This is a genomic window from Streptomyces sp. GDS52, assembly GCF_052246875.1.
Lineage (GTDB): Bacteria > Actinomycetota > Actinomycetes > Streptomycetales > Streptomycetaceae > Streptomyces > Streptomyces cathayae.
In genome coordinates this window covers 446,079-470,646 of sequence record NZ_JBQQCR010000002.1, presented here as the reverse complement: position 1 = coordinate 470,646, position 24,568 = coordinate 446,079, and the positions used below count along the sequence as shown (strand labels likewise).

The following is a 24,568-nucleotide window of genomic DNA, read 5'->3' as shown; positions in this document are numbered from 1 at the left end:
CTCATGGTCGGCGAGACCGTCGTCACCGTCGTCGGCAACCTGACCGACGACCCCGAAATCCGCACCACCCCGTCCGGCGACGCGGTCACACACTTCACCGTCGCCTCCACGCCCCGCACCTTCGACCGGCAGAGCGACGAGTGGAGGGACGCCGACACGCTGTTCCTGCGCTGCTCGGCCTGGCGGCAGACGGCGGAACACGTCGCGCAGTCCCTGGCACGCGGCACCCGCGTCATCGTCCAGGGGCGGCTGCACCAGCGGACGTACGAGACCAGGGAAGGCGAGAAGCGGACCGTCATCGAACTGGAGGCCCTGGAGATCGGCCCCTCCCTGCGCTACGCCGCCGCGACGGTCAGCAGGACTCCGCGCGTGGGCGTGCCCGACGGCACCCTCTTCGACACCGTCCCGCCCGCACCGAACGACGCGCCGGGCGCTCCCGACGGGGACGAAAGCGCCTCCCGCGAGCACCACAGCCCCACGTTCCCTTTCTGACCCGGGTGAAGCCCCGCCGGGTGATCGTCATGAAGGACCTTCCGCCAAACGGCCAGGCACGGCTCGAGAACTGGACCCCGGCCGCCGCCATCGGCCTGACCTGCACCGACTGCCATCCCGAATACCGGGAGACCGCCCCGAGGTGGGGGCGGGTCGTCGGTGCCGGCCAGGGGCTCGAAGAACTCGAAGAACTCGAAGAAGGGGACCGAGAGCTGCCGCGATCGAAGAGCACGTATCCGACATGTGCGCAGGGAAGGCGCACAGAACCCCCAGGGTGGCGACCATGAAGGAACAGGACCGCGAGCAGGCGCTCGAACTCGCCCTCGCCCAGATCGAGAAGCGGTTCGGCCAGGGCTCGGTCATGCGCCTCGGCGACGACCCCTGGACCCCCATCGAGGTCATCCCGACCGGCTCCCTCGCCCTCGACGTGGCCCTCGGCATGGGAGGCCTGCCGCGTGGGCGGGTCGTGGAGATCTACGGCCCGGAGATGAGCGGGAAAACCACCATCGCGCTGCACGCCATAGCCAACGTGCAGCGGGCCGGCGGGACCGCGGTGTTCATCGACGCCGAGTACGGCCTCGACGTCGAATACGCGAAGAGGCTCGGCGTCGACATCGACGACCTGATCCTGTCCCAGCCGGACACCGGCGAGCAGGCGCTGGAGATCGCCGACACGCTGATCCGCTCCGGTGCCGTCGACCTCATCGTGATCGACTCCGTGGCGGCGCTGGTGCCGCGCGCGGAGATCGAGGGCGAGATGGGCGACTCGCACGTGGGCCTGCAGGCCCGGCTGATGAGCCAGGCGCTGCGGAAGATCGCCGGCGCGCTCAGCCAGTCGAGGACCACGATGATCTTCATCAACCAGCTGCGCGAGAAGATCGGTGTGATGTTCGGCTCCCCGGAGACCACCACCGGTGGCCGGGCGCTGAAGTTCTACGCCTCGGTGCGCATCGACATCCGCCGGATCGAGACCCTCAAGAGCGGCACCGAGGCGGTCGGCAACCGCACCCGCTGCAAGATCGCCAAGAACAAGATCGCACCGCCCTTCAAGCAGGCCGAGTTCGACATCCTCTACGGCCGGGGCATCAGCCGCGAGGGCGGGCTGATCGACATGGGCATCGAACACGGCTTCGTCCGCAAGGCCGGTGCCTGGTACACCTACGAGGGCGACCAGCTCGGCCAGGGCAAGGAGAACGCCCGCGCCTTCCTCAAGGACAACCCCGACCTCGCCGACGAGATCGAGAAGAAGATCCTGGAGAAGCTCGGCATCGGGGTGCGGCCGGAGACTCCTCCGGCGGAGTCGGCGGAGCCCGGCGCCGACGCCGTCCCCGCGGTCTCCATCGGCCTCACGAGGGCGCCGGCCGACCACGCGGGGCTCCACCTGTAGGAGATCCGCGTGAGCGCCGGCGCCCTCGCGCCGACCCGTTGACTCCGCCGCGCCCGCCAGGTCCAGCGCGCTGTCCGTCGCCGTTTCGGTGGCGCGCTTCCGGCCCGCGCAACTCGCCGCCGTGTGGTCGAATCGTCCGTGGGGGGAAGAGCAAACCCTGGAGGGGCCCGGAGCCGACCGTGCGCCGCGCCCGCCTCACGGTGGCCGGGTTCCGGGCGGTCGCCGGTGACAGCAGTGCCCCCCCCGCGTCAAGGAGCCCCCCATGAGCGACCGCGCCCCCGTCGTGCCGGACGGCCTCCGCACCCGTCTCGAGGAGGTCTACCGGGACCTGCACCGGCACCCCGAACTCGGACTGCGGGAGCACCGCACCGCGGGAAAGGTGGCCGAAGCCCTGAGGTCGTTCGGCCACGAGGTCACCGACGGCGTCGGCGGGACCGGCGTGATCGGGGTCCTGGAGAACGGGGACGGCCCGACCGTCATGGCGCGTGCCGACATGGACGCCCTCCCGGTGCGCGAACAGACCGGCCTGCCCTACGCCTCCACCGCGACCGTGACCGCCCCGGACGGCACCGAGCAGCCCGTCATGCACGCCTGCGGACACGACATGCACGTGACCTGCCTGCTGGGCTGCGCGCACCTGCTGGCCGAGAACCGCGACACCTGGCGGGGCACCTTCGTGGCGCTCTTCCAGCCCTCGGAGGAGAACGGCGACGGAGCCAAGGCCATGATCGCCGACGGGCTGACGTCCAGGTCGCCCCGGCCCGACGTGGTGCTGGCCCAGCACGTGCTGCCCTATCCGGCCGGATACGTCGGCACCCGCCCCGGCCCGTTCCTGTCGGCGGCCGACAGCCTGCGCATCACCGTCCACGGACGGGGAGCGCACGGTTCCATGCCCCAGGCCGCGGTGGACCCCGTCGTGATGGCCGCGATGATCGTCGTACGTCTGCAGACCGTCGTCTCCCGGGAACTGGCAGCCACGACCCCGGCCGTGGTCACGGTCGGCAGCATCCACGCGGGCACCGGCCCCAACGTCATTCCCGACAGCGCCGTCATCGAACTCAACGTGCGCACCTACGACGACGCCACCCGCAGCCACGTCCTGGACGCGATCACCCGGATCGTCCGTGCCGAGTGCGAGGCGTCCCGCTCGCCCCGGGAGCCCGAGATCGAGCGGACCACCTCCTTCCCGCCCACCGTCAACGACGAGGCGGCGACCCGACGGGTCGCCGAGGCCTTCGCCGCGCACTTCGGGGACGACGCGCACACCATCGACCTGCAGACCGCGAGCGAGGACATGAGCGAGATCCCCGGGGCGTTCGGGGTGCCGTTCACCTACTGGGGCATCGGATGCGTCGACCCCGACCGCTACGCCGAGGCCGCCCGCAGGGGCACCCTCGACCAGGACATCCCCGTCAACCACAGTCCCGCCTTCGCCCCCCTCCTCCAGCCCACCCTGGACACCGGCGTCCGCGCCCTGACCGTGGCCGCCCTCGCCTGGCTCGGCACCTGATCCGTCAGTGGCGGCCCGGCCCGCCGCTGCCGAACCCGCCGCTGCCGCCCTCCTCCCAGCGGGGCCGGTCCTGGGAGGCACCGGTGCGGCTGCCGGAGCTGCCGCCGTGCAGGTCGTGCGGCAGCAGGCGGTCGTCGCTCCGGGGCATCTCGTCGGGCTCCCGGCGTTCACGGGTCTCACGTACCGGGCCGCCCTCGGGCATCCGGGGCTGTTCATCGGGGCGCGGCCTGGGTGAGTCCCCGCGCCCGACCCGGCGGCTGCCGACCGTGAACAGGCCGATCAGCAGGCCCACGACCAGCACGGCCACCACGATCAGTCCGATGCCGATGGTGCCGCGGCTCGCGGCGAGGTCGGCCGACTCGGTCCGGGAGGCGTGCATCAGGGTGTTCACCGCAGTACTCAGCATGGCTTCCGAGTGCCCGGAACACGCCCGCCGAACCCTGTGGACGGGCCACGGGACACCCCCCTGGGGGACCGGCCGTGGGGGACGGACGAGGAACCCCGGAGTGCGGCGGGTTTGACCGCCCGCGGCCAGGGCTACCCGCGCGGCGTGACGACGACATCGCAGCAGGAGCTGTTCCGGTTTCTCGAGGACCGTTTCGCCTGTGCACAGGCGTGCACGGAGTGCGCACGGGCCTGCGCGGTGCGGGCGAGTCTCGTGGACCCGGACAGCGGCAGGGACCAGGAACTCGTGCGCCGCAAGGGCATCACGTGCGCGGAGGTGTGCGACGCGACGTGCCGTGTGCTGTCCGAGGACAGCCAGGTGGACGAGACGACCATCCGGCTCCAGGTGGAGTGGTGCCGGCAGGTGTGCCTGGAGGGCGCGCACGTCTTCGACGGGCACCCCGGCGCGGAGCGCACGGCCGAGGCGTGCCGGGCCTGCGCGCGCGCCTGCACGGACTTCCTCACCACGCTGAACTGACGACGGGGGCACTCCTCAGGGGCACCGCTGCGCGTTTCCCCTGAGGCGGAGCTGCTCGGTGCTCCGGTCGAGGAAGCCGGCCCTCTCGACGACAACGCCTGCGGGACGTTCGCCGAGTGGGCAGGGGCTCCTGGACGGACAGGGGCTCCTGGACCGGGCCCGCCCGGTGGACCGCTGTGGGCCCGGAACCCCGAGCGGATCCGGCCGATCTCGCGGTCGGCCCGTACGTGGACGGCGAGGTGGTGGCGACCGGTTCGCCGGCCGGCATCCCCGGTCACCCGGAACGGGAACCGGAAGCGGTCGAGCGGACGGCCCGGCCGCACGGGACCGCGCTGCCGGCGGGCGCCGTCGTGCCGGCGGGTGCGGCCACGGTGGAGGCCGTCGCCACGGTCGGCGACCCGGGCAGGATGCCGGTGCGCACCGCCGGTACGGCGCGGACGCCCTCGGACGCGGGAAGGGCGGGCCGGGACGGATGTGGACAGGCCGGGAGCCCGGTGGCCGTGGCGGTCGCCGGGCTCCCGGTTCCCGGTGCGGCGGGACGCCGGGACCGCCGCCGCACCGGGCGTCCCGGAGGAGGGGCGCACCGTACGAGGCGGGCACCGTACAAAATCGGGCGAGACATCGCCATACTGGACGGGCCAGGGGAGGGCGCGTTGGACATCGACGGGGGCGGGAGATGGGGGACAGCAGGCTGATCCACGGCCGGTACCGGCTGCTCGATCCGATCGGGCGGGGCGGCATGGGGGAGGTGTGGCGGGCACGCGACGAGTCACTGGGCAGACAGGTCGCCGTGAAGTGCCTCAAACCACTGAACGCCCACCACGACCACGCCTTCAGCGGGGTACTGCGTGAGCGGTTCCGGCGGGAGGCCCGGGTGGCGGCGTCCCTGCAGCACCGCGGGATCACCGTCGTGCACGACTTCGGCGAGTCCGACGGAGTGCTGTATCTGGTGATGGAGCTGCTGCAGGGACGTGACCTCAGCCGGCTCCTGGAGGACAACAAGCAGCATCCGCTGCCGGTCGACGAGGTCGTGGAGATCGCCGAGCAGGTCGCCGCCGCCCTCGCGTACACCCATGACCAGGGCATCGTGCACCGGGACCTGAAGCCCGCCAACATCGTGCGGCTCGCCGACGGCACCGTGAAGATCTGCGACTTCGGCATAGCCCACCTCGGCCACGACATCGGATTCACGTCCCGGCTGACCGGCACCGGTGTCGCGATGGGCACGCCGCACTACATGTCACCGGAGCAGATCAGCGGCACTGAGGTCGACCGGCGCAGCGACCTGTACTCCTTCGGCTGCGTGCTCTACGAGATCGCCACCGGGGTGCCCCCGTTCGACCTCGACGACGCGTGGGCGATCCTCGTCGGCCACCGTGACACCCCGCCCCGGCCGCCGCGCGGCCACCGCGCCGAACTGCCCGAGCGGCTGGAGCGGATCATCCTCGACCTGCTGGCCAAGGAACCGGGCCGACGCCCCGACAGCGCACGCGAACTGGCCCGCCGGGTCGGCGCACTGCGGGCCGCGCCGGCCCGGCTGCCGGTACCGGCCGCGGTGACGGCCTGGCCGGAGCCCGCGGGCCCGACCGGTGCGGGCGGACAGGTGGCCCTGCCGCCTCCGGCGGTCCAGGCGCCCGAGCCGGCGGCGGGCGCGCCCCGGCTGCCGTCCTGGACCAGCGGCATGACCAGCGGCCGCAAGGCGGTCGTCACCGGAGCGCGCACCACGCCCCCGGGCCCGGCGGCCGGGCTGTCCGGCGAGTGGATCGCCCGCCCCGCGACCGGCCGTGCCGAGCCGTCCCCGCAGGAGGAGCGGCCCACCCCGTCGCCGGGAGCCCTGACCACCCTGGCCGGACGGCACAACGCGGGCCTGAGCCTGGGCCGCCTCGGCCGCTGGACGGAGGCGGGGGAGGTGCACCGCGCGGTCGCCGCGGAGCGCGAACACCTCCTCGGCCCGGACCACCCCGACACCCTCGCCAGCCGCTACGAGGTCGCCTTCACCCTCAGCCGCACCGGCCGCGCCGCCGACGCGCTGCGCGCGTACAAGCACGTGGCCGAGGCCCGTATCCGCGCGCTCGGGTCCGACCACCCCGACACCCTGGCCGCCCGTCAGGAAATGGCGTACGTCATGGCCCAGTTGGGCCGGCCCTTCGACGCCCACCAGGTCTATCTGTCGGTGCTCTCGGCCCGCGAGCGCACCATGGGGGCCGAACATCCCGACACCCTGCGCTGCCGGCACAACCTTGCCTTCAACCTCTCCAGGCTCGGCCGTCTGGAGGACTCGTACAGCATGGCGTGCGAAGTGGCCGCCGCCCGCGCCCGGGTGCTCGGCCCCGACCATCCGGACACCCTGGTCACCCGCTACGAGGTCGCCTACACGCTCGGGCAGCTGGGCCGGTGGACGGAGGCCCTGGAGGCCTACCGCGAGGTCGCCGGGGCCCGCGCGCGGGTCCTCGGACCGGACCACCCCGACACGCTCGCCGCCCGCTACGAGACCGGCATCGGCCTGGGCCGGCTCGGCCACACCGCACAGGCCCTCGACCTCTACCGCGGCCTGGTCGACGACCGCACCCGGGTCCAGGGCCCCGCCCACCCCGAGACGCTGCGCGCCCGGCACGGTCTGGGCGTCAACCTCGGCCGGCTCGGCCGCTGGGCGGAGGCCCTCGCCGAGTCCCGCGCGGTGTGCGCCCTGCGTGAGGGGGCGCTCGGCGCCGACCACACGGACACCCTGGTCAGCCGCCGCGAGGTCGCCGTCGGTCTGGGCTGGCTGGGCCGCTGGGCGGAAGCACTCACCGAGTACCGCAAGGTGGCCGCCGGCCGGGAACGCGTCCTCGGCGCGGACCACCCCGACACCCTCACCGCCCGCGACGACGAGGCCCGCTGTCTGGAGCGGCTCGGCCACGGCGCCGCGGCCGCCGCGCTGCACCGCGAGGTGGCGGGACTGCGACGGCGGCGGACCGCGGGCGGAGCCTGACGGCAGGCACGGCACGGCACGGCACGGCGGGGCAGGGCGGGGCGGCGCCGTGGCCGACGAGGCCCGCTGCCTGGTCGGCGCGGAGCCGCACGTGCTACGAAGAACCACATGAGCGCAGACGAGGGAACCCGGACGTACGACGCCGTCATCGTCGGTGGAGGCCACAACGGTCTCGTCGCCGCCGCCTACCTGGCCCGGGCGGGACGCTCCGTCCTGGTGCTGGAGCGGCTGGACCGTACGGGCGGGGCGGCGGTGTCCACCCGGCCGTTCGCCGGTGTCGACGCACGGCTGTCCCGGTACTCGTACCTGGTCAGCCTGCTGCCCCGGAAGATCGTCCGGGACCTGGGGCTCGACTTCCGGGTACGCGCCCGCACCATCTCCTCCTACACCCCGGTCGAACGCGACGGGCGGCCCACCGGGCTGCTCGTCGGCGGCGGCGAGCGACGTACCCGCGAGGCGTTCGCCCGCCTGACCGGATCCGACCGCGAGTACCGGGCCTGGCAGCGTTTCTACGGCATGACCGGCCGCGTCGCCGAGCGGGTCTTCCCCACCCTCACCGGACCGCTGCCCACCCGCGAGGAGCTGCGTGACGCGATCGACGACGAGGAGGCCTGGCGGACCCTGTTCGAGGAACCGATCGGGGTCGCCGTCGAGGAGCGCTTCACCGACGACCTCGTGCGGGGCGTGGTCCTCACCGACGCCCTCATCGGCACCTTCGCCGACGCCCACGACCCCACACTCCAGCAGAACCGCTGCTTCCTCTACCACGTCATCGGCGGCGGCACCGGCGACTGGGACGTGCCGGTCGGCGGCATGGGCGCCCTCACCGACGCGCTGGCCGCCGCCGCGCGCGAGGCGGGCGCCGTCATCGCCACCGGTCACGAGGTGGTACGGATCGACACGGACGGCCGCACGGCCGAGGTCACCCACCGCACGGCCGACGGCGAGGGGGTCGCCGCCGCCCGGCACGTCCTGGTGAACGCCTCCCCGCGGGAGCTGGCGGCGCTGACCGGCGACACACCCCCCGCCCCGGCCGAGGGCGCCCAGCTCAAGGTGAACATGCTGCTCAAGCGGCTGCCCAGGCTGCGCGACAGCTCCGTCGACCCGCGCGAGGCGTTCGCCGGGACCTTCCACATCGCCGAGGGATACGGGCAACTGGCCGCCGCACACGCGCAGGCCGCCGCCGGTGAACTGCCCGCCGCGCCGCCCTCCGAGATCTACTGCCACTCGCTCACCGACCCGACGATCCTCGGCCCGGACCTCGCCGCACAGGGCTACCAGACGCTCACGCTCTTCGGCCTGCACACCCCGGCCCGGCTGTTCGAACGGGACAACGACGCCGTGCGGGAGGAGCTGCTGAAGTCGACGCTCGCCCAGCTCGACGCCCAGCTGGCCGAACCGCTCGCCGACTGCCTGGCGACCGACGCGGACGGGCGGCCGTGTCTGGAGGCGAAGACCCCGCTGGACCTGGACCGCGAACTCGGGCTGCCCGGCGGGAACATCTTCCACCGCACGCTGTCCTGGCCCTACGCCCAGGACGGCACCGGCCGGTGGGGCGTGGAGACCCGGCACACCAACGTCCTGCTGTGCGGTGCGGGCGCGGTGCGCGGCGGCGGGGTGAGCGGGGTGCCGGGGCACAACGCGGCCATGGCGGTCCTGGAGGCGGGCTGACGGGACAGACCCGAGGGGAGCCGGAGGAGGAGGGAAGGACCGGCGGAGGGCGGCCGGGTGTCAGTCGGCCGACCGGCTCCACCCCACGGCCCGGACGCGTGCCGCGTCCGCCGGGCGGGCCTCGTCGAACAGCACGCCGTCACCGGTCGCGACGCGCATCCCGTCGACGTACGCACCGCGTCCGACGTACAGCCGGTCCGTCGCGTAACGCCAGCGCAGGGTGAGGCTCCGTGCGGCGGGCAGGCCGGCGGTGAGTGCGTGCCAGACACGGCCCGACCAGCCGGTGGCGGTGCCCGAGGGATGCCGCTGCGGCTCCCCGCCCCGGCGTTGCGTGGTGAACGGCACCGGCTGCCAGGTCGCGCCGCCGTCCGCCGTGGCCTCCAGGGTGAGGACGTCGGAGCGCGGCTCGGTGTCCCACCACAGGGCGCAGCGCAGCCGCGCGCCGCCGGACGAGGTGTCCACCGCGGGCAGGGTGAGGGCTGCCGTCGCCGAACTCGCCATCCCGGAGAACCAGGCCGTGCCTCCCCGCGCCGGACGGACCGGGACCGCGCGGGCCAACCGGTTCGCGGCGGCCACGCGGGGAGCCGACCCCGAACGCCAACTGCGTACGGGGTGCACCGAGTTGCCGAGCACGACGAGGAAGGAGTCGGTGGTCGGATCGAGCACCAGCGCGGTGCCGGTGAAGCCGGTGTGGCCCGCCGTGCGCGGGGTGGCCATCGCCCCCATGTACCAGTGCTGGTACAGCTCGAAGCCCAGTCCGTGCTCGTCCCCGGGGAAGTCGGTGTTGAAGTCGGTGAACATCAGGTCCACCGACTCCGGTCTCAGCACGCGGGCCCGGCCGTAGCGGCCGCCGTTGAGCAGGGTCCGCCCGAGTACGGCCAGGTCCCAGGCGCACGAGAACACGCCCGCGTGGCCCGCGACCCCGCCCAGGCTGTGGGCGTTCTCGTCGTGCACCTCGCCCCACACCAGCCCCCGGTCGAGACCGGACCAGGGCAGGCGGGCGTCCTCGGTGGCGGCGATCCGCGGCTTCCAGGAGGCGGGCGGGTTGTAGCGGGTGCGCCGCATGCCCAGCGGGCCGGTGATGTCGTCATGGAGCAGGACGTCCAGGGTGCGGCCCGTGACCTGCTCCAGCACCAGCTGGAGCGAGATCAGGTTCAGGTCCGAGTACGCGTACGCCGTGCCCGGAGGGCTGACCGGCGCCTCGTCGAGGACGAGCCGGATGCGCTCCTCGTACGTGGGTGCGCCGTAGAGCGGGATCCAGGGGCGGAAACCCGAGGTGTGTGTGAGCAGTTGGCGGACCGTCACGTCAGCCTTGCCGGCGCGGCCGAAGTCCGGCAGGTAGGAGGCGACGGCCGCCTCCAGTTCCAGGGTGTCCCGTTCGATCTGCTGCACGGCGAGGACGGAGGTGAACAGCTTCGACACCGAGGCCAGATCGAAGACGGTGTCCTCGGCCATGGGGATCTGCCGGTCCGCCGGGAACTCGACGCCGGTGTCGGTCTTCTCGTCGTACGCCCGGTAGCGCACGGCCATGCCGATGGGCCGGTGGAGCGCGACGGTGCCGCCGCGTCCGGCGAGCAGCACGGCGCCCGCGTACCAGGGGTGTTCGGGGGACGGACCGAGGAACGCCTCGGCGTCGGTGACGAGTCGGTCCAGATGCTCCGTGAGCAGGCCGGCCTGCCGGGCCGATCCGTGCCGCAGGGTCGGGCGCCCGCCGTCCGACGCCGCCGGCGGCGAGGCCGCCGCCGCGGGGCCGGCCGGGAGGGAGGCGAAGGCCAGGGCGCCGCCCAGAGCCATTGCGCGCCCGCCGAGTTGCCGGCGAGTGAGACCGCTCGACCCTGCGTCCGTCATGGGGGTTCCTCCCGTGTCGTGGCCGCGGGCGGCCTGAAAGAATCTTTCGGGGATCGCCTTGCGGGGTGAAACTTTCCTGTCAGGTACGGGATGTGTCAATGGGGCGTACGCGGTCGCGGGAGAAGCCGGAGTCCTTGACCTCCCCGGCCGGTCGGCCGAGGATCGTCTGTCATGACGCCCGGACACGGAAGCACGGTCGACGGACTCCTGCGGCGCAGCGCCCGGCGCACTCCGGCGCGTACCGCCGTCGAGTACGGCGACCGCACCTGGACCTACGACGCGCTCGACACCGCCGTCTCGGCGGCGGCGAGCGTCCTGCTGGCGAAGGGGCTGTCCCCCGGGGACCGGGTCGGCGCCTACGGCCACAACTCCGACGCCTACCTGATCGGCTTCCTCGCCTGCGCCCGCGCGGGCCTGGTGCACGTACCGGTCAACCAGAACCTGACCGGCGACGACCTCGCCTACCTGATCGGCCAGTCGGGCAGCACACTCGTCCTCACCGACCCCGACCTCGCCGGACGGCTCCCGGACGGGGTACGGGCGCTGCCCCTGCGCGACGCCGACGGTTCACTGCTCGACCTGCTGGCCGGGGCGCCCGCGTACGACGGCCCCGGGCCGCGCTCCGAGGACCTGGTGCAGCTGCTGTACACCTCCGGCACCACCGCCCGCCCCAAGGGCGCGATGATGACGCACCGCGCCCTGGTGCACGAGTACCTGAGCGCCATCGCCGCCCTCGACTTCCTGGCGGGCGACCTCCCCGTGCACGCGCTCCCGCTCTACCACTCGGCACAGATGCACGTCTTCCTGCTGCCCTACCTCGCGGTCGGCGCGACCAACGTCATTCTCGACGCGCCCGACGGCGACCGGATCCTCGACCTGATCGAGGCGGGCCGCGCGGACAGCCTGTTCGCCCCGCCCACGGTCTGGATCGCCCTGTCCGACCGCCCCGACTTCGCCACCCGCGACCTGAGCGGACTGCGCAAGGCGTACTACGGGGCGTCCGTCATGCCGGTGCCGGTCCTGGAGCGGCTGACGCGGCGGCTGCCGGACCTGGCGGTCTACAACTGCTTCGGGCAGAGCGAGATCGGCCCGCTGGCCACCGTCCTGGGCCCCGACGAGCACAAGGGGCGCATGGACTCCTGCGGGCGGCCCGTCCTGTTCGTGGACGCACGGGTGGTCGACGAGGACGGCAAGGAGGTGCCCGACGGGACACCCGGTGAGATCGTCTACCGGTCGCCGCAGCTGTGCGAGGGGTACTGGGACAAGCCCGAGGAGACCGCCGAGGCCTTCCGCGACGGCTGGTTCCACTCCGGGGACCTCGCGGTGCGCGACGCCCACGGCTACTTCACCATCGTCGACCGGGTGAAGGACGTCATCAACTCCGGTGGCGTCCTGGTCGCCTCACGGCAGGTCGAGGACGCGCTGTACACGCACGAGGCGGTCGCCGAGGCCGCAGTGATCGGCCTCCCCGACGACCGCTGGGTGGAGGCCGTCACGGCGGTCGTCGTCGCGCGCGGCGAGACGACCGAGGAGGAACTGATCGCGCACACGCGCGAACGGCTCTCGTCCTTCAAGGCGCCGAAGAGGGTCCTGTTCGTGGACGAACTGCCGCGCAACGCCAGCGGGAAGATCCTCAAACGGGAGCTGCGCCACCGCTTCACCGGATGAGCGTGGCACGGCCCGCGCCGGCGCGGGCCGTGAACCGGAGAGGTCCGCTCAGCCGGTGGGGCGCGGCGCGGTGCCGCTTTTGGCGCCGGCACCACTGCCGCCGCCCTGGGGCCCGTACGCCGTCATGAAACGGTCCCGGAAGGTGTCCATGCCCCAACGCGGTGCGTCCGGGGCGGGTTTGAGGCCCTCGGTCCAGTTCCAGTCGGCCACCCGGTCCAGGACCTCCGGATCCTTGGCGACGATGCTGATCGGCACGTCCTTGCCGGTGTCCCCGGCGGTGACGGTCGGGACCGGCTGGTGGTCGCCGAGGAAGACCAGGACCGTGTCCTCGTCGCCGTACCGCTCCATCCACTCGATCAGGCTCCGCAGCGAGTACTCGATGGACTTGCGGTACTCGGTGCGTACCCTCTCCGGGTCCTGCCAGACCTCCTTGGGATCGGTGCCCTCCTTCTTGATCCGGTGGAACACGGAGCCGTCGCCGAGGTCGTCCCAGTCGATCATGCGGGCGTTGGGGGACCACGGGTTGTGGCTGGAGGCGAGGATGATCTCCGCCATGATCGGCTCGCGGTCCTTCTTACCGTGCTCCAGGCGCTCGAAGGCCTCCATGCTGAACTGGTCGGGCACCGGCGTCCAGCTGAAGTACGGCCCCTGGTAGCCGAGGTGCTCGGAGTCGTAGATGTGGTCCAGGCCGAAGTACTTGCCCTCCGGCCAGGCCCGCCGCACCCCGGGCACGATGCCGACGGTGCGCCAGTCACCGGTCTTGCGGAAGTAGCTGGTGAGGGTCATGCGGTCGCTGGTGGTGAGGCTGCGGTAGCGCTGCTGGTTCTTGATCCACAGGCCGGACAGGAAGGTGGAGTGGGCGAGCCAGCTGCCCGCACCCGTCACCGGTGACGTGAGCCAGCCGCTGCGCGACGCGAAACCGGCGGCCTCCAGGGTGCCGGTGCCCTCCTTCAGTACCGCGTCGATCGGCTCCGCCATCGCCGGGTCGTCGATCGCGACCCGGCCGTAGCTCTCGATGAACGTGAACAGGACGTCCTTGCCGCGCAGTCCCGTGAACAGCTGGTCGGGCGGAGTGTCGGCGAAGGCGTCGGCCGCGGCCTGCTCTCTGAAGACCCGCCCGTCCTTGATGCCCGCACGCGTCTGCTCCACCCGGTTGCCCAGCATCTCCGCGGTGCCCTTGGTGGCCAGCGGGACGCCGGTGATCTGCACGCCCAGAGTGACGCAGGTGATCCACGCGACGCCGAGGACCAGCGTGGTGCGGACGGCGGCGGGACGGTGGCGCGCCATCAGGTCCGTGATCCGCACCGCTGCCAGTGTCATCAGCACCAGCAGGATGATGAACAGGACGATCAGCCCGATCACGGCGAGGATCTGCCCGCCCCGGCCGAACGACTCCCGGACGAACTCCGCCGCGTGCTCGAGCAGGATCCAGTCGAGCACCAGGTCGAACGGCCGGGCCAGTACCTGGTAGAAGCCCATGTCCACCATCTTCAGGACGGTGAGCAGCCCGAGGAGGACACCCGAGACCACCGCGGCGATCCGCCGGGGCTTCGGCGGCAGCGCGAGCAGCAGGGTCGCCAGCAGGATCCCCTCGGCCGGGAGACGGAGGAACGCCTCGAACGTGAGCCGCTCCACGCGGTTCGGCACGAGGAGGGCGAAGACCAGCAGCGCCCCGGCCAGCACGGTCGTCCCGACCGCGATACCGCGGGCCGCACGCGGGTGACGCCCGCGCAGGCGCTCCCACCGGGAGGGAGCCGCGCCCTCGGGCGCCTCCCCGGCCGCCTCGCCGGAGGCGGTGGGGCCGTCGTCCGGGTCCGCCCCGCTCCCGGTGGTCTCCGACAGCTGACGGGAGCGAGTGAAGAGCTGCACCCGGGGGTCCTTCCGTGCGGTACTGCGATGGCATGGCAAGCCGGGCCCGGTGAACGGGCCTGCCGCCATCAGTACGTTCGCACGTCACCCCGCGTTCAACCGCGCCGCGTGCATGCACCGGCCCGGATCCACGCGCTCGGCTCCGCCCGCTCGGCCCCACCCGTCCGCCGCGCCCCGGAAACGGACGCCGACGTGACCTGTCGGGGGCCGGAACCGGTCGCTAGGCTGGCCGCGGACGACGGACATCGGGAGGAGCACGGACGTGGCCGACAGCACCACCCAGCAGCGACCGCTCACCGGCTGGGACAAGCCCGACCTGGACCTCAGCAACGCGCAGTGGCAGCCCGGCAGCCGAGGCCTGGGGGATGTCCAGATCGCCTTCGTGGAGGGTTTCATCGCCCTGCGCAACAGCGGCCGCCCGCAGAGTCCTTCACTGATCTTCACCCCGGCCGAGTGGGGTGCTTTCGTGTCGGGGGCCCGGGAGGGGGAGTTCGACCTGACGTGAGCAGGGCGCGCACGCCCCGCCGCGGAGCGGAACGACCGCGGGCCGGGTGGGGCCGTCGGTCCTTCCGGACGGACGGCCGGGGGTACCCTTCCGGGACCGGGCCCGAGCCAGGCCGGCCCGGGAACATGCGGGTCGTGGTCCGGAAGTGAGGAACCCCATGAGCACCCAGCCGGTCGTCGCGGCGGTCGACGGTTCGGACGACAGTCTGCGCGCCCTGGAGTGGGCCGTCGACGCCGCGCGCCGGCGTGCGGCCCCGCTGAGGGTGGTGCACGTCCGTCAGTACGCCGCCTGGGGCCAGCCCGAGGTGCTGGCCGCCGGACCGCCCGCCCCCGAGGAGGACCCGGTCCTCGATCTGGTCCGCGCACGGCTGGCGGGACGGACCGGGCTCCCCGCCGTCGAGTTCGTCGCCCTGGACGGGGCTCCCGGCGCCCTCCTCCCCGAACTCGGCACCACCGCGCAGCTGCTGGTGCTCGGCTCCCGGGGCCGCGGCGGGTTCGCCAGTCTGCTGCTCGGCTCCAACTCCCTGGCCGCGGCCCGGGACGCCGAATGCCCCGTCGTCGTGGTGCCCCGGCCCGGACGGGGGGCCGGGACCGGAACCGACACGCCCGCCGTCACCGACAGGCCCGCCGGCACCGACGAGGCCGGCCCGTTCGTGGTCGTCGGACTGAACGTCGACAGCCCCGACGAGGCCACCCTCGCCCACGCCTTCGACGAAGCCGCCCTGCGCGACGCCCGGCTCCGGATCGTCGCCGCCTACCCGTGGCCCCCGCAGACCTGGATGCTGCCCGGGGAGATGCCGGCGCCGCAGATCGACCAGGGCGCCGTCGAGCACGAGTCCCGGACCCTCGCCCGCGGATGCCTCGCCCCGCACCGCGAACGGCACCCCGAAGTCGTCACCGAGCTCCTGGTACTGCCCGGTGACGCCGCCGGACACCTGGTCGCGGCCTCCGAGAACGCCGAACTGGTCGTCGTGGGGCGCCACCGGCGACGCCTGCTGGCACCGGCCCGCATGATGGGTTCCGTCACCCAGGCCGTCCTGCTGCACGCGGCCGGCCCCGTGGCGGTCGTGCCGCCGGCACCCCCGGAGGAGTAGCTCCCGGGGCGTGCCCGCCCGGGGGAGTGGCGGGCGTCGCCCGGCCGCCCGTCGGCGGGTGCGGGCACGTACCATTGCGGCATGTCGTTCCTCCGCCGCCGCAGCGCCACTCCCGCCGGGCCCGACTTCGACGTACTGGCCATGGACCCGGGCGACTGGCCCGGGAACCTGGGCGCCGGCCTGCTGCCCGCCCCCGACGGTACCTGCCAGGGCGTCTTCCTGCGCTACGACCTGTTCGGCGGTCGTGGCCCCGCCATGATCATCGGAAATCTGCCGGAGGGCTCCGCTGCCCGGGAGGTCGCCGAGGACGAGGTCCCCTTCGAGGTGGCACAGCTGCTGCTGGCGCTGGAGAACGACGAGGAGGTGACCGTCGTCGGCACCGAGGACGTGCCCGTCATGCAGGGCGACAACCTGCTGATCGTGCGCCGCGTGAAGCTCTCCGAGAGCCGGATCTCCTGCGTGCAGTTCGACCGCAGCGACAACGTCCTGGTCACCATCGCCGCCTGGGACCGTCCCATCACCGACGACCTGTACACCCTCCTCAAGCCGCTGCCCGCGGAACTGTTCCAGCAGGGCTGACCCGGACCGGCTGATGCGTTTTCGCCCCGGTCCCGGCCCTTCCCCGGCCGGGGAAGAGGCCAGGACCGGCCGGTGCTACGAGGACTTCACCGTCACGTCCGCCGCCCGTACGAAGGCGATCCGGTGGCCGTACTGGATCTGGTGGTACAGATCCTCGCCCCGGACCACCCGGTGCGAGGCCTCGTCGAAGGTCACCGCGTACAGGTACTCGCCGGGCACCTCGCCCGCGGTGACGTACTCCTGGCCCTTCGGCAGCCGGTACGGCAGCGGGGACACCTTCTGCACGGGCACCTCCGCCGGATAGGCGGCCTCCTCCGGGTAGGCACGCCCGTACACCGGCACGGAGTCCAGCCCCTGCCTCGGGGTCACGACCCGGCCCGCGGCGGGCACCGCGGTGGGCCGCTCCCGAGGGTTGCTGAACCAGGCCTTCTGCCCCAGGTACCAGATGGCGGTCCACTCGCCCCACCGGTCGGCCACCGCGTACTGCTGGCCGGCCGACACCCGTGAGGACAGGTCGTTCACCCCGGTCGTCGGGGTCGAACCCAGAGCGCCGTCCCTGATCAGGGCGGACTTCTCGTCGTGGTCGGAGTACAGGCGCACCGCGCTGGACCCGTGCGCCGCGCACGGCTCGCCGGCGCTCCCGCAGCCCGTGAACACCGGGCCGTGGGCGGCGTGGTCGGGACGGATCGTCACCAGTGCGCCGTCCTCGCCGGCGGTGGCCCCGAAGGGCCGGCCCAGCAGCGCGAAGTAGTGCGCCCAGTCCCAGTAGGGCCCCGGATCGGTGTGCATGCCGGACACGGCCTCCGTGGTCGGGCCGGGCACGGTGTCGTGACCCAGGATGTGCTGCCGGTCCAGGGGGATGTCGTACTTCTCGGCGAGATACCGCACCAGGCGGGCCGAGGAACGGTACATCGCCTCGGTGTACCAGGCGTCGGGCTCCGCCAGGAAGCCCTCGTGCTCCAGCCCGATCGACCCGGCGTTGACGTACCAGTTGCCCGCGTGCCAGGCGATGTCCTCGGCCTTCACATGCTGGGCGATGTGACCGTCGGTCGAGCGCAGACTGTAGTTCCACGACACATAGGCGGGATCCCGCACCATATCGAGTACGCCTTCCCAGGCACCCTCGGTGTCATGGACGACGATGTACCGGACAGGGTGCGAGACAGGCCGGTTCCCCCGGTCGTGGTTGCCGTAGTCGCCGTCCCCGAACTGCTCGTACGGTGCCGGGACCCACTCGCAGGACACCGCCTCGGGACACTCCGTCGCGGTGGTGGAGGCGGTACGCAGACCGGCGCGGGCCAGTACGGACCGGTCCGGGACGAGGCCCGCGCGGGCGGCCAGGGAGACCTCTTGTCCCGCGTCCGTGACGCGCCGCGCACCGGCGCGGATCACCTCGTAGACGTCGTTCGCGTACGCCGCCGCCGACGCCGTGTCGTCCGCGCCGGAGAAACGGGCCACCGCGCCGTACCAGTCGGCCGGGTCCTCGCTCGGCGGCCGGCCCAGCTCCCGCTGGGCCTCGGCCAGCAGCGCGGCGCCGCCCGCCACGTTCGCGGCCGGGTCCGCACGCAGCCGCGCGGCGCTCAGCCCGGTCAGCCCGGCCGCCCTCGGCAGGGTGGCCAGACGGTCCGGGACCGCACCGGCGCGCGACAGCCGCGCGTCGAGGCGCAGCGCCTCGGCACGCCGTTTCCCGGGCCGCAGCACGGGGCGGACGTCGTCAGCCCGGGGATCCCCCGCCCCCTCGTCGTGCTGCGACGTCGCCGCCGCCAGCGCGGTACGCGCGTCCGTGAGGTGCATCGGGCCGTAGCCGCCGGTCACACTCGGCGCTCCGGTGTGCGTGTCCCAGCGGGACTGGAGGTAGGAGACGCCCAGCAGCACGCTCCGCGGCACCTCGTACGCGGCGGCCGCGGCACTGAACGCCTGCTGCAGCCGGGTCGCGTCCGGTGGGGCCGGGCCGGGCCGGGCCCCGGACGGGGCCGCGCCGAGCAGCGGCAGCATGAGCGCGGCGGCGGCCAGGGCGCCGGTGGTACGACGGGAACGGCGATGCCCGGCCGCCGCACGGCCGGGTTCGGTGGGGGGAGAGCCTCGCAACACAGTCTCCTGGGGACGATCGGTCGGGACGAACCGTGCGGGGTCGACGGTCGGATGGTGTTACCGGCCTGCCGATGATCCGTCAATCATGCCCAGAAGAAGTGACATTCCCTGGCAATCCGGGTCGTGGCGGCGAGCCAGGGCCGCGGCGCGCTCGGAACGCGGGGAACGCGCGGGGACGGGTGAGAGGTCCGCGGCGCTCCCCTTCGGAAGACGCCGCGGACCTCTCACCCGTCCCGGTCAGCGAGTGCCGACCGCCGCGCGCACGGCCCGGCGGGCCAGCTGGCAGTCGTCGTGCAGGCGCCGCAGCAGCAGCCGCTGCTCCTCGCCGGACGGCAGAACGCCCTGCTGGGCCGGGCCCGGCCCCACCGGGCCCCCCTCGCGCATCGAACGCTGCACGGCCGTCTCGTAGGTACGGATCTCACGCGTCAGCACCAGCATCAGGTTCACCAGGAACGCGTCGCGCGAGGCGTGGCCCGCCGACTGCGCGATCTGGCTGATCTGCCGCCGGGCCCCCGGCGCGTCCCCGAGCACCGCCCACAGGGTCGCCAGGTCGTAGCCCGGCAGGTACCAGCCCGCGTGCTCCCAGTCCACCAGCACGGGACCGGACGGTGAGATCAGGATGTTGGAGAGCAGCGCGTCGCCGTGGCAGAACTGGCCCATGCCCTGGCGCCCGGCCGCGTGCGCGATGCCGTGCAGCAGTTTCTGCAGATCGCCCATGTCCCGGTCGGTGAGCAGGCCCAGCTCGTGGTAGCGGGCGATCCGCGCCGCGTAGTCCAGCGGGGCGTCGAAGGTCCCGGCCGGCGGGCGCCATCCGTTCAGCCGGCAGATCGCGCCGAGTGCCGCCTTGATGTCCGCTCGCGGTGGTGCCTCCACCGGGTGCCGCTGGAGGGCCGCCACCCGGCCGGGCATCCGCTCGATCACCAGGGTGCAGTTGTCCGGGTCCGCCGCGATCAGCCGGGGCGCCCGCACGGGGGGGCGGTGCCGGACGAACGAGCGGTATGCCGCTATCTCGTGCCGGAACCGCTCGGACCAGACGGGGGAGTGGTCCGTTAAGCACTTGGCCACCGCGGTGCTCCGGCCGGTCGTCCCGACCAGGAGGATGGACCGGCCGCTGCGGCGCAGCACCTGCACCGGTGCGAACTCCGGACAGATGCGGTGCACCGACGCGATCGCCGTGCGCAACTGGGCGCCCTGGGGACCGGACAGGTCGAGCCTGCCGCTGAGCGGCTGGGGTCCGGCGCCCGGAGCGCGCCGCACCGCGCCCGGCCCCGGCACGGTGGCCGCCGGGCGCGCGGGGGAGAGGTAGGGGCCGTTGTCCGACGGACGCGGACGCAGTGGCCTGGGCGGTGCGGACACGGAGGACGATGCTGCGTACATGGGCGATACAGATCCCTTCGTGTGCCTGCGACGTCATCGCGCCACCCGGCCCGGCCGGCCCAGGCGCACCCTGGGGAATGCCCCCGGCGGAGACCGGGTCGTGGTGGCGCGTTCCTACTCGACACCCGATGCCCCCTGGCACACCATCTGGCGAACCCTGGCGAACCCTGGCGAATAGTCGCCCGGCAACTCGCCCGGGGCTACTGTCAACTCAGCCGAGAACCTGGGGGCTTGACGTGAGCGGACAACCCAACACCCGGCTCTCGGACCTGTTCGGCCTGGCCGGCTGGTCCAAGGGCGAACTCGCGAGGCTGGTCAACCGGCAGGCGGCGGCCATGGGCCACCCCCAGCTGGCGACCGACACCTCCCGGGTGCGGCGGTGGATCGACATGGGAGAGATCCCGCGCGATCCCGTGCCGCGGGTGCTGGCGGCCCTGTTCACCGAGCGTCTCGGCCGTGTCGTGACCATCGAGGATCTCGGTCTGGTCCGGCACGGGCGTGCGGGGAAACGGCCACGCGGCGGGAGTGCGGAACATCCCGACGGAGTGCCGTGGGCGCCCGAGCGGACAGCCGAGGTCCTCACCGAATTCACGGGAATGGACCTCATGCTCAACCGACGCGGCTTGGTGGGCGCGGGCGCCGCGCTCTCCGCCGGATCCGCACTCAGCAGCGCCATGCACGACTGGCTGCACACCGATCCGGCACTGACCACCGACGCTCCCCGAATCGACCATCCGCTGCACGCCGACTCCGTCGGGTTCGACCGCTACGAGGCCGTTCCCATCGGGTCTCAGGAGATCGAGGAACTCGAGCGCTCCGTGGAGGTGTTCCGCGCCTGGGACGCCGCCCGGGGCGGCGGCCTCCAGCGCAAGGCGGTGGTCGGCCAGCTCAACGAGGTGGGCGGCATGCTCGCCTACCACCACCCGCCCCATCTCCAGCGGCGCCTGTGGGGCGTCGCCGCCAACCTCGCCGTCCTGGCGGGCTGGATGTCGCACGACGTGGGCCTGGAACCCACGGCCCAGAAGTACTTCGTCATCGCGGCGCACGCCGCCAGGGAGGGCGGTGACCGGCCGCGCGCGGGTGAGGCGCTGTCCCGTGCGGCCCGCCAGATGGTGCACCTGGGCCGGCCCGACGACGCCCTGGACCTGCTCAAGCTCGCCCAGTCCGGGTCGGGTGAGGAACTGCTGCCGCGCACCCGCGCGATGTTCCACACCATCGAGGCCTGGGCACAGGCGTCCCTGGGCAAAGGACAGGCGATGCGCCGCACCCTGGGCCGGGCCGAGGACCTGTTCGTCTCCGACCGGGGGGCGGATCTGGAACAGCCGGACTGGATGCAGACCTTCAAGGACGAGGATCTGTACGGCATGCAGGCCCTGGCCTACCGCACGCTGGCCGAGTTCGAGCCGGGCGCGGCCGCGCACGCCCAGCACTACGCGGAGAAGGCGCTGTCCCTGCGCGTCGACGGCCGGGAGCGGTCGAAGATCTTCGACCATCTCTCCATGGCCTCCGCCTGCTTCATCGCGGACGACCCGGAGCAGGCCGACCGGTACGCGCGTCTCGCGCTGATGTCGATGGGCTCCAACTCCTCGCGCCGCACCTGGGAGCGGCTGCGCCAGATGTACCGGCTCACCGCCGAGTACTCCTCGTACCCGAGGATCCAGGAACTGCGGGAGGAGATCAGGCAGGCTCTGCCGAGGCCCAGGGGGAGGGGCGGCAACAGCGCGCCGGCATGACGGAGTGGTGAGGGTTCTTCCTACGAGGTCACGCGGGCGACGAGCACGCAGGCCTCCTCCTCGCGCGGGGTGCCGCCGAACTCCCGCAGAACGACCGGCAGGCAGTCCCGCGCGGTGCGCTCCCCGGTGAACTGCGGTGCCAGCTCGAGGAGATGCCGGACGGTGGCGGCAGCGGACCGCCCGGGTGCCGGCCCGTAGGTGTGCAGCACCAGCACATCGCCGACTTCGAGGGTCTCCTCGGCCTGCCCGTAGCGGGCGGCAGGGGAGGCACCGGGCCGGTCACCCTCCGGGGCCTCCAGGGCGCGCCCCCTTCCGCCGCGGAACAGCAGCGGGACGGGGTGTCCGGCCCGCGCCCACACCAGCGAGCGGGTGTCGGGCCGGTAGTACAGGCAGAGGCCACTGCCGAGGGCCGGTTGCCCGGTGGCGTCGAGTAACCGGTCGAGGCAGGCCAGCAGCGGACCCGGTGCGGTGCCGGCCGTCGCCATGCCGCGCACCGCACCGAGCAGCATCGTCACGCCCGACGACGGGCCGGCGCCCTGCCCGGTCAGCTCGCCGACGCTGAGCAGGGCGGTGCCGTCGGACAGTTCGAGGGCGTCGTACCAGGCACCCGCGGTCGGTGCCCCGGCAGGCGACGGGAGGTGCCGGGCGGCGAGGTCCAGGGTCCGGGGGCCCCGGTGCGGAAGGGGCAGGGATCCGTGCCACGGGGGAGGCACGGCTTCCGGCGGCTCGGTCACGGGCCGTTGCCCGGGTCGCGCCGCGGTCGGTCGCTGGTGGTGCAGCGATTCACGGGACTCGCTGACCGCCCGTCGGCAGCGGCGCAGTTCGCTGACGTCCCGCAGTACGGCCCACATCGAGGCGGTGCTGCCGTCGGCTCCGAGTACCGGTTCGCCCATCATGTGCACCGTCCGGACGCTGCCGTCGGGACGGTGCAGCCGGAACTCCCCGTCGATGGGCCGGGCGTCGACGAGACAGCCCGTGACCATCGCGGTGAGCCGCGGCCGGTCCTCGTCGTGCACGAGGGACGGCAGTTCGTCGAGGGTGAGCGGGGGAGCGGCCGGATCGCGGTCCAGGATGCGGTACAGCTCCCCGGACCAACTGGCCTCGTCCGTCAGCAGGTTCCACTCGGCGCTGCCGACCCGGCTGAGCACGGAATCGTGCGGGGGCGGTGCGGGGGGCGCGGACCGGGCCGGCGCCGGCACGGGCAGGGGGCCGTCCCGCAGCTGGGCCAGGTGCTCGTCCAGGTCGTTGAGCTGGTGCAGCGCCAGGTCGTACAGGGCGCGTTGCCAGCGGTCCTTCGGGTCCGAGACGTCGGCCGCGGTGTCGCGCCGTACGGCGTCCACGTCGCCCCTGAGCCGCCGGGTCTGCGAGATGAGCGCGTCGACCGGGCCGCGTCCTGGCGGCTGGACGGCTGAGCGGTCCGCGGAGAGGGGGGACGGCATGACGCACTCCGATGTGGGACGGTTCGGGCCAGAGACGGACGGAGGGACCGTTACGACTGTGGCACAGCACGCCACGCGCTGTAAGGGATTCGGCAAGACGCCCCAAGGCCATGACGGTGGCATATGTCACCGTCTTCGTGGAGTTACCCGGAGGTAGGTGCCGGATGCCCGTTGGTTGGATCAACTCCGTTGGTACGCAGGTTACTTGAAGGTGCGTGCGGCGCCCGTCCGTCGTTCACTCACCTGTTCGACGGACGGGCGTCCGTCCGTACTCAGTAGCGCAGTACGCCCGCGATCCGGTCTGTGTTCCCCAGTGTCCCGTCCGGGACGAAGCGGACCTCGGCGCCGGTCTCCAGGCACTGCTCGACGATCTCGTCCACGATGTCCTCGCGGGCGTCCAGGTCGCCGGTCTCGGCGAAGACCAGATGCTCACCCATGTCGCGCACGGTCACCCGGAAGTTCTCCTCGACGGCCAGCAGCCGGATCCGGCCGTCCCGGGCGTTCTGCCACATCTCGTCGACGCCGGCCGCGAACTCCTTGCGCCCGCGGGCCGTCTCCAGGGCCCGGACGACCTCCTCGGTGCTCTTGCGCGCTTCGCTCTCCAGCGCCGGACGCAGGGCCTGCCACACCGCGTCGGGCGTGCCGTGCGCGAGCCCGCCGTGCTGGACGTGCACCGCCTCCCGGGCCACGCCGCCCACCTCGCCCAGCAGGGACAGCGCGGCCGGCTCGCCGGTGACGTACAGGGGCCGGGGATGCTCACGCAGCACCGCGCGCATCGCGGTGTCGGTCTCGCGCAGGAACCGGCGGGTGTCCTCGTCCCGGTAGGAGCTCGGCTGGTCACCGATCCGCTCCAGGCGCTCGGGGTCGAAGTTCTCCGTGCTCCGCACCAGCGGGAAGGCGCCGAGGTGCTCCTCGGTGACCCGGTCCACGCCGCCGCTCCACAGCGTGGCCCGGTCGGGGGAGAGCGACAGTGCCCAGAAGGGGCGCTCCGCCGTGTGGGCGGACACCAGGTTGCGGGTGAGGAAGGTGTCCGAGAGCACCACGCGCTCCGGTACGGAACGGGCGAGCGACCACACCTGGTGCTCACCCGGAGCGGCGAAGATGACCAGCCCGTCCTCGGCGTGCGCCAGATCGACCTCGGCCAGCGCCCGGTCGAGCTGCAGGGTGACCTCGCTGCGCCGGTCCCGGGTGACCGCGGGATCGGCCTCCAGCTGTTTCTTGGCCTCGGCCACCATGTTGCGCAGCCGTACCGGATCCTGGGCGTTGAGGGGATCGCGCCGGTGGGTCGGCGTCAGCACCGACACCGCGGGGTAGGGGCGCGGGCGACGAAGCTCGGCAAGGGTCGCGGGACTCAGATCGTGCTCCATGAGAGCACCATAGAGCCGATTCACCGAGAGGGCATTTGGGGCGATC

The 24,568-nt window shown here is 73.1% G+C and carries 19 protein-coding genes; 12 read left to right on the top strand and 7 right to left on the bottom strand.

Annotated features, from left to right (window positions below):
• Positions 1-3 precede the first annotated feature (3 nt).
• The 3 genes from ACTWJ9_RS32640 (at position 4) to ACTWJ9_RS32630 (ending at position 3,389) form a co-directional block, all read left to right on the top strand.
• Positions 4-492, top strand: a complete 489-nt coding sequence (locus tag ACTWJ9_RS32640) for a single-stranded DNA-binding protein (protein ID WP_443296117.1) — start codon at positions 4-6, stop codon at positions 490-492.
• A gap of 283 nt (positions 493-775) precedes the next feature.
• Positions 776-1,879: a recombinase RecA gene (recA, locus tag ACTWJ9_RS32635; protein ID WP_443296116.1), complete on the top strand. Its 1,104-nt coding sequence runs from the start codon at positions 776-778 to the stop codon at positions 1,877-1,879.
• Positions 1,880-2,141: 262 nt separating this feature from the next.
• Complete coding sequence (locus ACTWJ9_RS32630) at positions 2,142-3,389, top strand: M20 family metallopeptidase (protein ID WP_443296115.1); 1,248 nt, start codon at positions 2,142-2,144, stop codon at positions 3,387-3,389.
• Positions 3,390-3,393: 4 nt separating this feature from the next.
• Here ACTWJ9_RS32630 and ACTWJ9_RS32625 read toward each other — a convergent pair whose 3' ends face one another.
• Entirely contained in the window at positions 3,394-3,795 is a 402-nt protein-coding gene (locus ACTWJ9_RS32625; protein ID WP_279337550.1) for a DUF6479 family protein, read from the bottom strand.
• Between the two features lie 144 nt (positions 3,796-3,939).
• Between ACTWJ9_RS32625 and ACTWJ9_RS32620 the strand changes: the two genes are divergently transcribed.
• The 4 genes from ACTWJ9_RS32620 (at position 3,940) to ACTWJ9_RS32605 (ending at position 8,953) form a co-directional block, all read left to right on the top strand.
• Positions 3,940-4,311: a ferredoxin gene (locus ACTWJ9_RS32620; RefSeq protein ID WP_279337551.1), complete on the top strand. Its 372-nt coding sequence runs from the start codon at positions 3,940-3,942 to the stop codon at positions 4,309-4,311.
• 176 nt (positions 4,312-4,487) lie between these two features.
• Positions 4,488-5,006, top strand: a complete 519-nt coding sequence (locus tag ACTWJ9_RS32615) for a hypothetical protein (RefSeq protein ID WP_443296113.1) — start codon at positions 4,488-4,490, stop codon at positions 5,004-5,006.
• Positions 4,988-7,282 carry a tetratricopeptide repeat protein gene (locus ACTWJ9_RS32610; RefSeq protein ID WP_443296112.1) on the top strand — a complete coding sequence of 765 codons (2,295 nt, stop codon included), beginning with the start codon at positions 4,988-4,990 and terminating at the stop codon, positions 7,280-7,282. The genes ACTWJ9_RS32615 and ACTWJ9_RS32610 overlap by 19 nt, the downstream gene beginning before the upstream one ends.
• A gap of 108 nt (positions 7,283-7,390) precedes the next feature.
• On the top strand, positions 7,391-8,953 hold the full coding sequence (locus ACTWJ9_RS32605; protein WP_387039731.1) for a phytoene desaturase family protein: 1,563 nt from the start codon (positions 7,391-7,393) through the stop codon (positions 8,951-8,953).
• Between the two features lie 60 nt (positions 8,954-9,013).
• On the opposite strand, the gene ACTWJ9_RS32600 is transcribed toward ACTWJ9_RS32605, so the two are convergent.
• On the bottom strand, positions 9,014-10,801 hold the full coding sequence (locus ACTWJ9_RS32600; protein ID WP_443296111.1) for a serine hydrolase: 1,788 nt from the start codon (positions 10,799-10,801) through the stop codon (positions 9,014-9,016).
• A gap of 171 nt (positions 10,802-10,972) precedes the next feature.
• On the opposite strand from ACTWJ9_RS32600, the gene ACTWJ9_RS32595 reads away from it, so the two are divergent.
• Positions 10,973-12,469, top strand: a complete 1,497-nt coding sequence (locus ACTWJ9_RS32595; protein WP_279337556.1) for an acyl-CoA synthetase — start codon at positions 10,973-10,975, stop codon at positions 12,467-12,469.
• Between the two features lie 48 nt (positions 12,470-12,517).
• Here the strand turns inward: ACTWJ9_RS32595 and ACTWJ9_RS32590 are convergent, their stop codons facing one another.
• Positions 12,518-14,338 carry a sulfatase gene (locus ACTWJ9_RS32590; protein WP_279337557.1) on the bottom strand — a complete coding sequence of 607 codons (1,821 nt, stop codon included), beginning with the start codon at positions 14,336-14,338 and terminating at the stop codon, positions 12,518-12,520.
• A 262-nt stretch (positions 14,339-14,600) separates the two neighbouring features.
• Here ACTWJ9_RS32590 and ACTWJ9_RS32585 point away from each other — a divergent pair, with 262 nt between their 5' ends.
• From ACTWJ9_RS32585 to ACTWJ9_RS32575, 3 genes are all read left to right on the top strand, one after another.
• Positions 14,601-14,843 (top strand): DUF397 domain-containing protein, encoded by a 243-nt coding sequence (locus ACTWJ9_RS32585; protein ID WP_279337558.1) that lies wholly within the window; start codon positions 14,601-14,603, stop codon positions 14,841-14,843.
• 157 nt (positions 14,844-15,000) lie between these two features.
• On the top strand, positions 15,001-15,936 hold the full coding sequence (locus ACTWJ9_RS32580; protein WP_279337559.1) for a universal stress protein: 936 nt from the start codon (positions 15,001-15,003) through the stop codon (positions 15,934-15,936).
• 81 nt (positions 15,937-16,017) lie between these two features.
• Complete coding sequence (locus tag ACTWJ9_RS32575) at positions 16,018-16,515, top strand: hypothetical protein (protein WP_279337560.1); 498 nt, start codon at positions 16,018-16,020, stop codon at positions 16,513-16,515.
• Positions 16,516-16,590: 75 nt separating this feature from the next.
• Here the strand turns inward: ACTWJ9_RS32575 and ACTWJ9_RS32570 are convergent, their stop codons facing one another.
• Both ACTWJ9_RS32570 and ACTWJ9_RS32565 read right to left on the bottom strand, forming a co-directional pair.
• Positions 16,591-18,603 (bottom strand): N-acetylmuramoyl-L-alanine amidase, encoded by a 2,013-nt coding sequence (locus tag ACTWJ9_RS32570; RefSeq protein ID WP_443296110.1) that lies wholly within the window; start codon positions 18,601-18,603, stop codon positions 16,591-16,593.
• Between the two features lie 240 nt (positions 18,604-18,843).
• On the bottom strand, positions 18,844-19,983 hold the full coding sequence (locus ACTWJ9_RS32565) for an aminoglycoside phosphotransferase family protein (protein ID WP_279337563.1): 1,140 nt from the start codon (positions 19,981-19,983) through the stop codon (positions 18,844-18,846).
• Positions 19,984-20,219: 236 nt separating this feature from the next.
• Here ACTWJ9_RS32565 and ACTWJ9_RS32560 point away from each other — a divergent pair, with 236 nt between their 5' ends.
• Positions 20,220-21,716 (top strand): DNA-binding protein NsdB, encoded by a 1,497-nt coding sequence (locus ACTWJ9_RS32560; protein WP_387041814.1) that lies wholly within the window; start codon positions 20,220-20,222, stop codon positions 21,714-21,716.
• A gap of 20 nt (positions 21,717-21,736) precedes the next feature.
• Here the strand turns inward: ACTWJ9_RS32560 and ACTWJ9_RS32555 are convergent, their stop codons facing one another.
• Both ACTWJ9_RS32555 and ACTWJ9_RS32550 read right to left on the bottom strand, forming a co-directional pair.
• Positions 21,737-23,155, bottom strand: a complete 1,419-nt coding sequence (locus ACTWJ9_RS32555; protein WP_387041817.1) for a PP2C family protein-serine/threonine phosphatase — start codon at positions 23,153-23,155, stop codon at positions 21,737-21,739.
• Positions 23,156-23,427: 272 nt separating this feature from the next.
• Positions 23,428-24,522: a baeRF3 domain-containing protein gene (locus ACTWJ9_RS32550; RefSeq protein ID WP_279337567.1), complete on the bottom strand. Its 1,095-nt coding sequence runs from the start codon at positions 24,520-24,522 to the stop codon at positions 23,428-23,430.
• Between the last annotated feature and the right edge of the window lie 46 nt (positions 24,523-24,568).

Excerpts from the sequence above, each read along its gene's own strand:
- ACTWJ9_RS32640 (WP_443296117.1), top strand. The coding sequence starts at position 4 with ATGGTCGGCGAGACCGTCGTCACCGTCGTCGGCAACCTGACCGACGAC.
- recA (WP_443296116.1), top strand. The coding sequence starts at position 776 with ATGAAGGAACAGGACCGCGAGCAGGCGCTCGAACTCGCCCTCGCCCAG.
- ACTWJ9_RS32630 (WP_443296115.1), top strand. The coding sequence starts at position 2,142 with ATGAGCGACCGCGCCCCCGTCGTGCCGGACGGCCTCCGCACCCGTCTC.
- ACTWJ9_RS32625 (WP_279337550.1), bottom strand. The coding sequence starts at position 3,795 with ATGCTGAGTACTGCGGTGAACACCCTGATGCACGCCTCCCGGACCGAG.
- ACTWJ9_RS32610 (WP_443296112.1), top strand. The coding sequence starts at position 4,988 with ATGGGGGACAGCAGGCTGATCCACGGCCGGTACCGGCTGCTCGATCCG.
- ACTWJ9_RS32605 (WP_387039731.1), top strand. The coding sequence starts at position 7,391 with ATGAGCGCAGACGAGGGAACCCGGACGTACGACGCCGTCATCGTCGGT.
- ACTWJ9_RS32600 (WP_443296111.1), bottom strand. The coding sequence starts at position 10,801 with ATGACGGACGCAGGGTCGAGCGGTCTCACTCGCCGGCAACTCGGCGGG.
- ACTWJ9_RS32595 (WP_279337556.1), top strand. The coding sequence starts at position 10,973 with ATGACGCCCGGACACGGAAGCACGGTCGACGGACTCCTGCGGCGCAGC.
- ACTWJ9_RS32580 (WP_279337559.1), top strand. The coding sequence starts at position 15,001 with ATGAGCACCCAGCCGGTCGTCGCGGCGGTCGACGGTTCGGACGACAGT.
- ACTWJ9_RS32575 (WP_279337560.1), top strand. The coding sequence starts at position 16,018 with ATGTCGTTCCTCCGCCGCCGCAGCGCCACTCCCGCCGGGCCCGACTTC.
- ACTWJ9_RS32565 (WP_279337563.1), bottom strand. The coding sequence starts at position 19,983 with ATGTACGCAGCATCGTCCTCCGTGTCCGCACCGCCCAGGCCACTGCGT.
- ACTWJ9_RS32555 (WP_387041817.1), bottom strand. The coding sequence starts at position 23,155 with ATGCCGTCCCCCCTCTCCGCGGACCGCTCAGCCGTCCAGCCGCCAGGA.
- ACTWJ9_RS32550 (WP_279337567.1), bottom strand. The coding sequence starts at position 24,522 with ATGGAGCACGATCTGAGTCCCGCGACCCTTGCCGAGCTTCGTCGCCCG.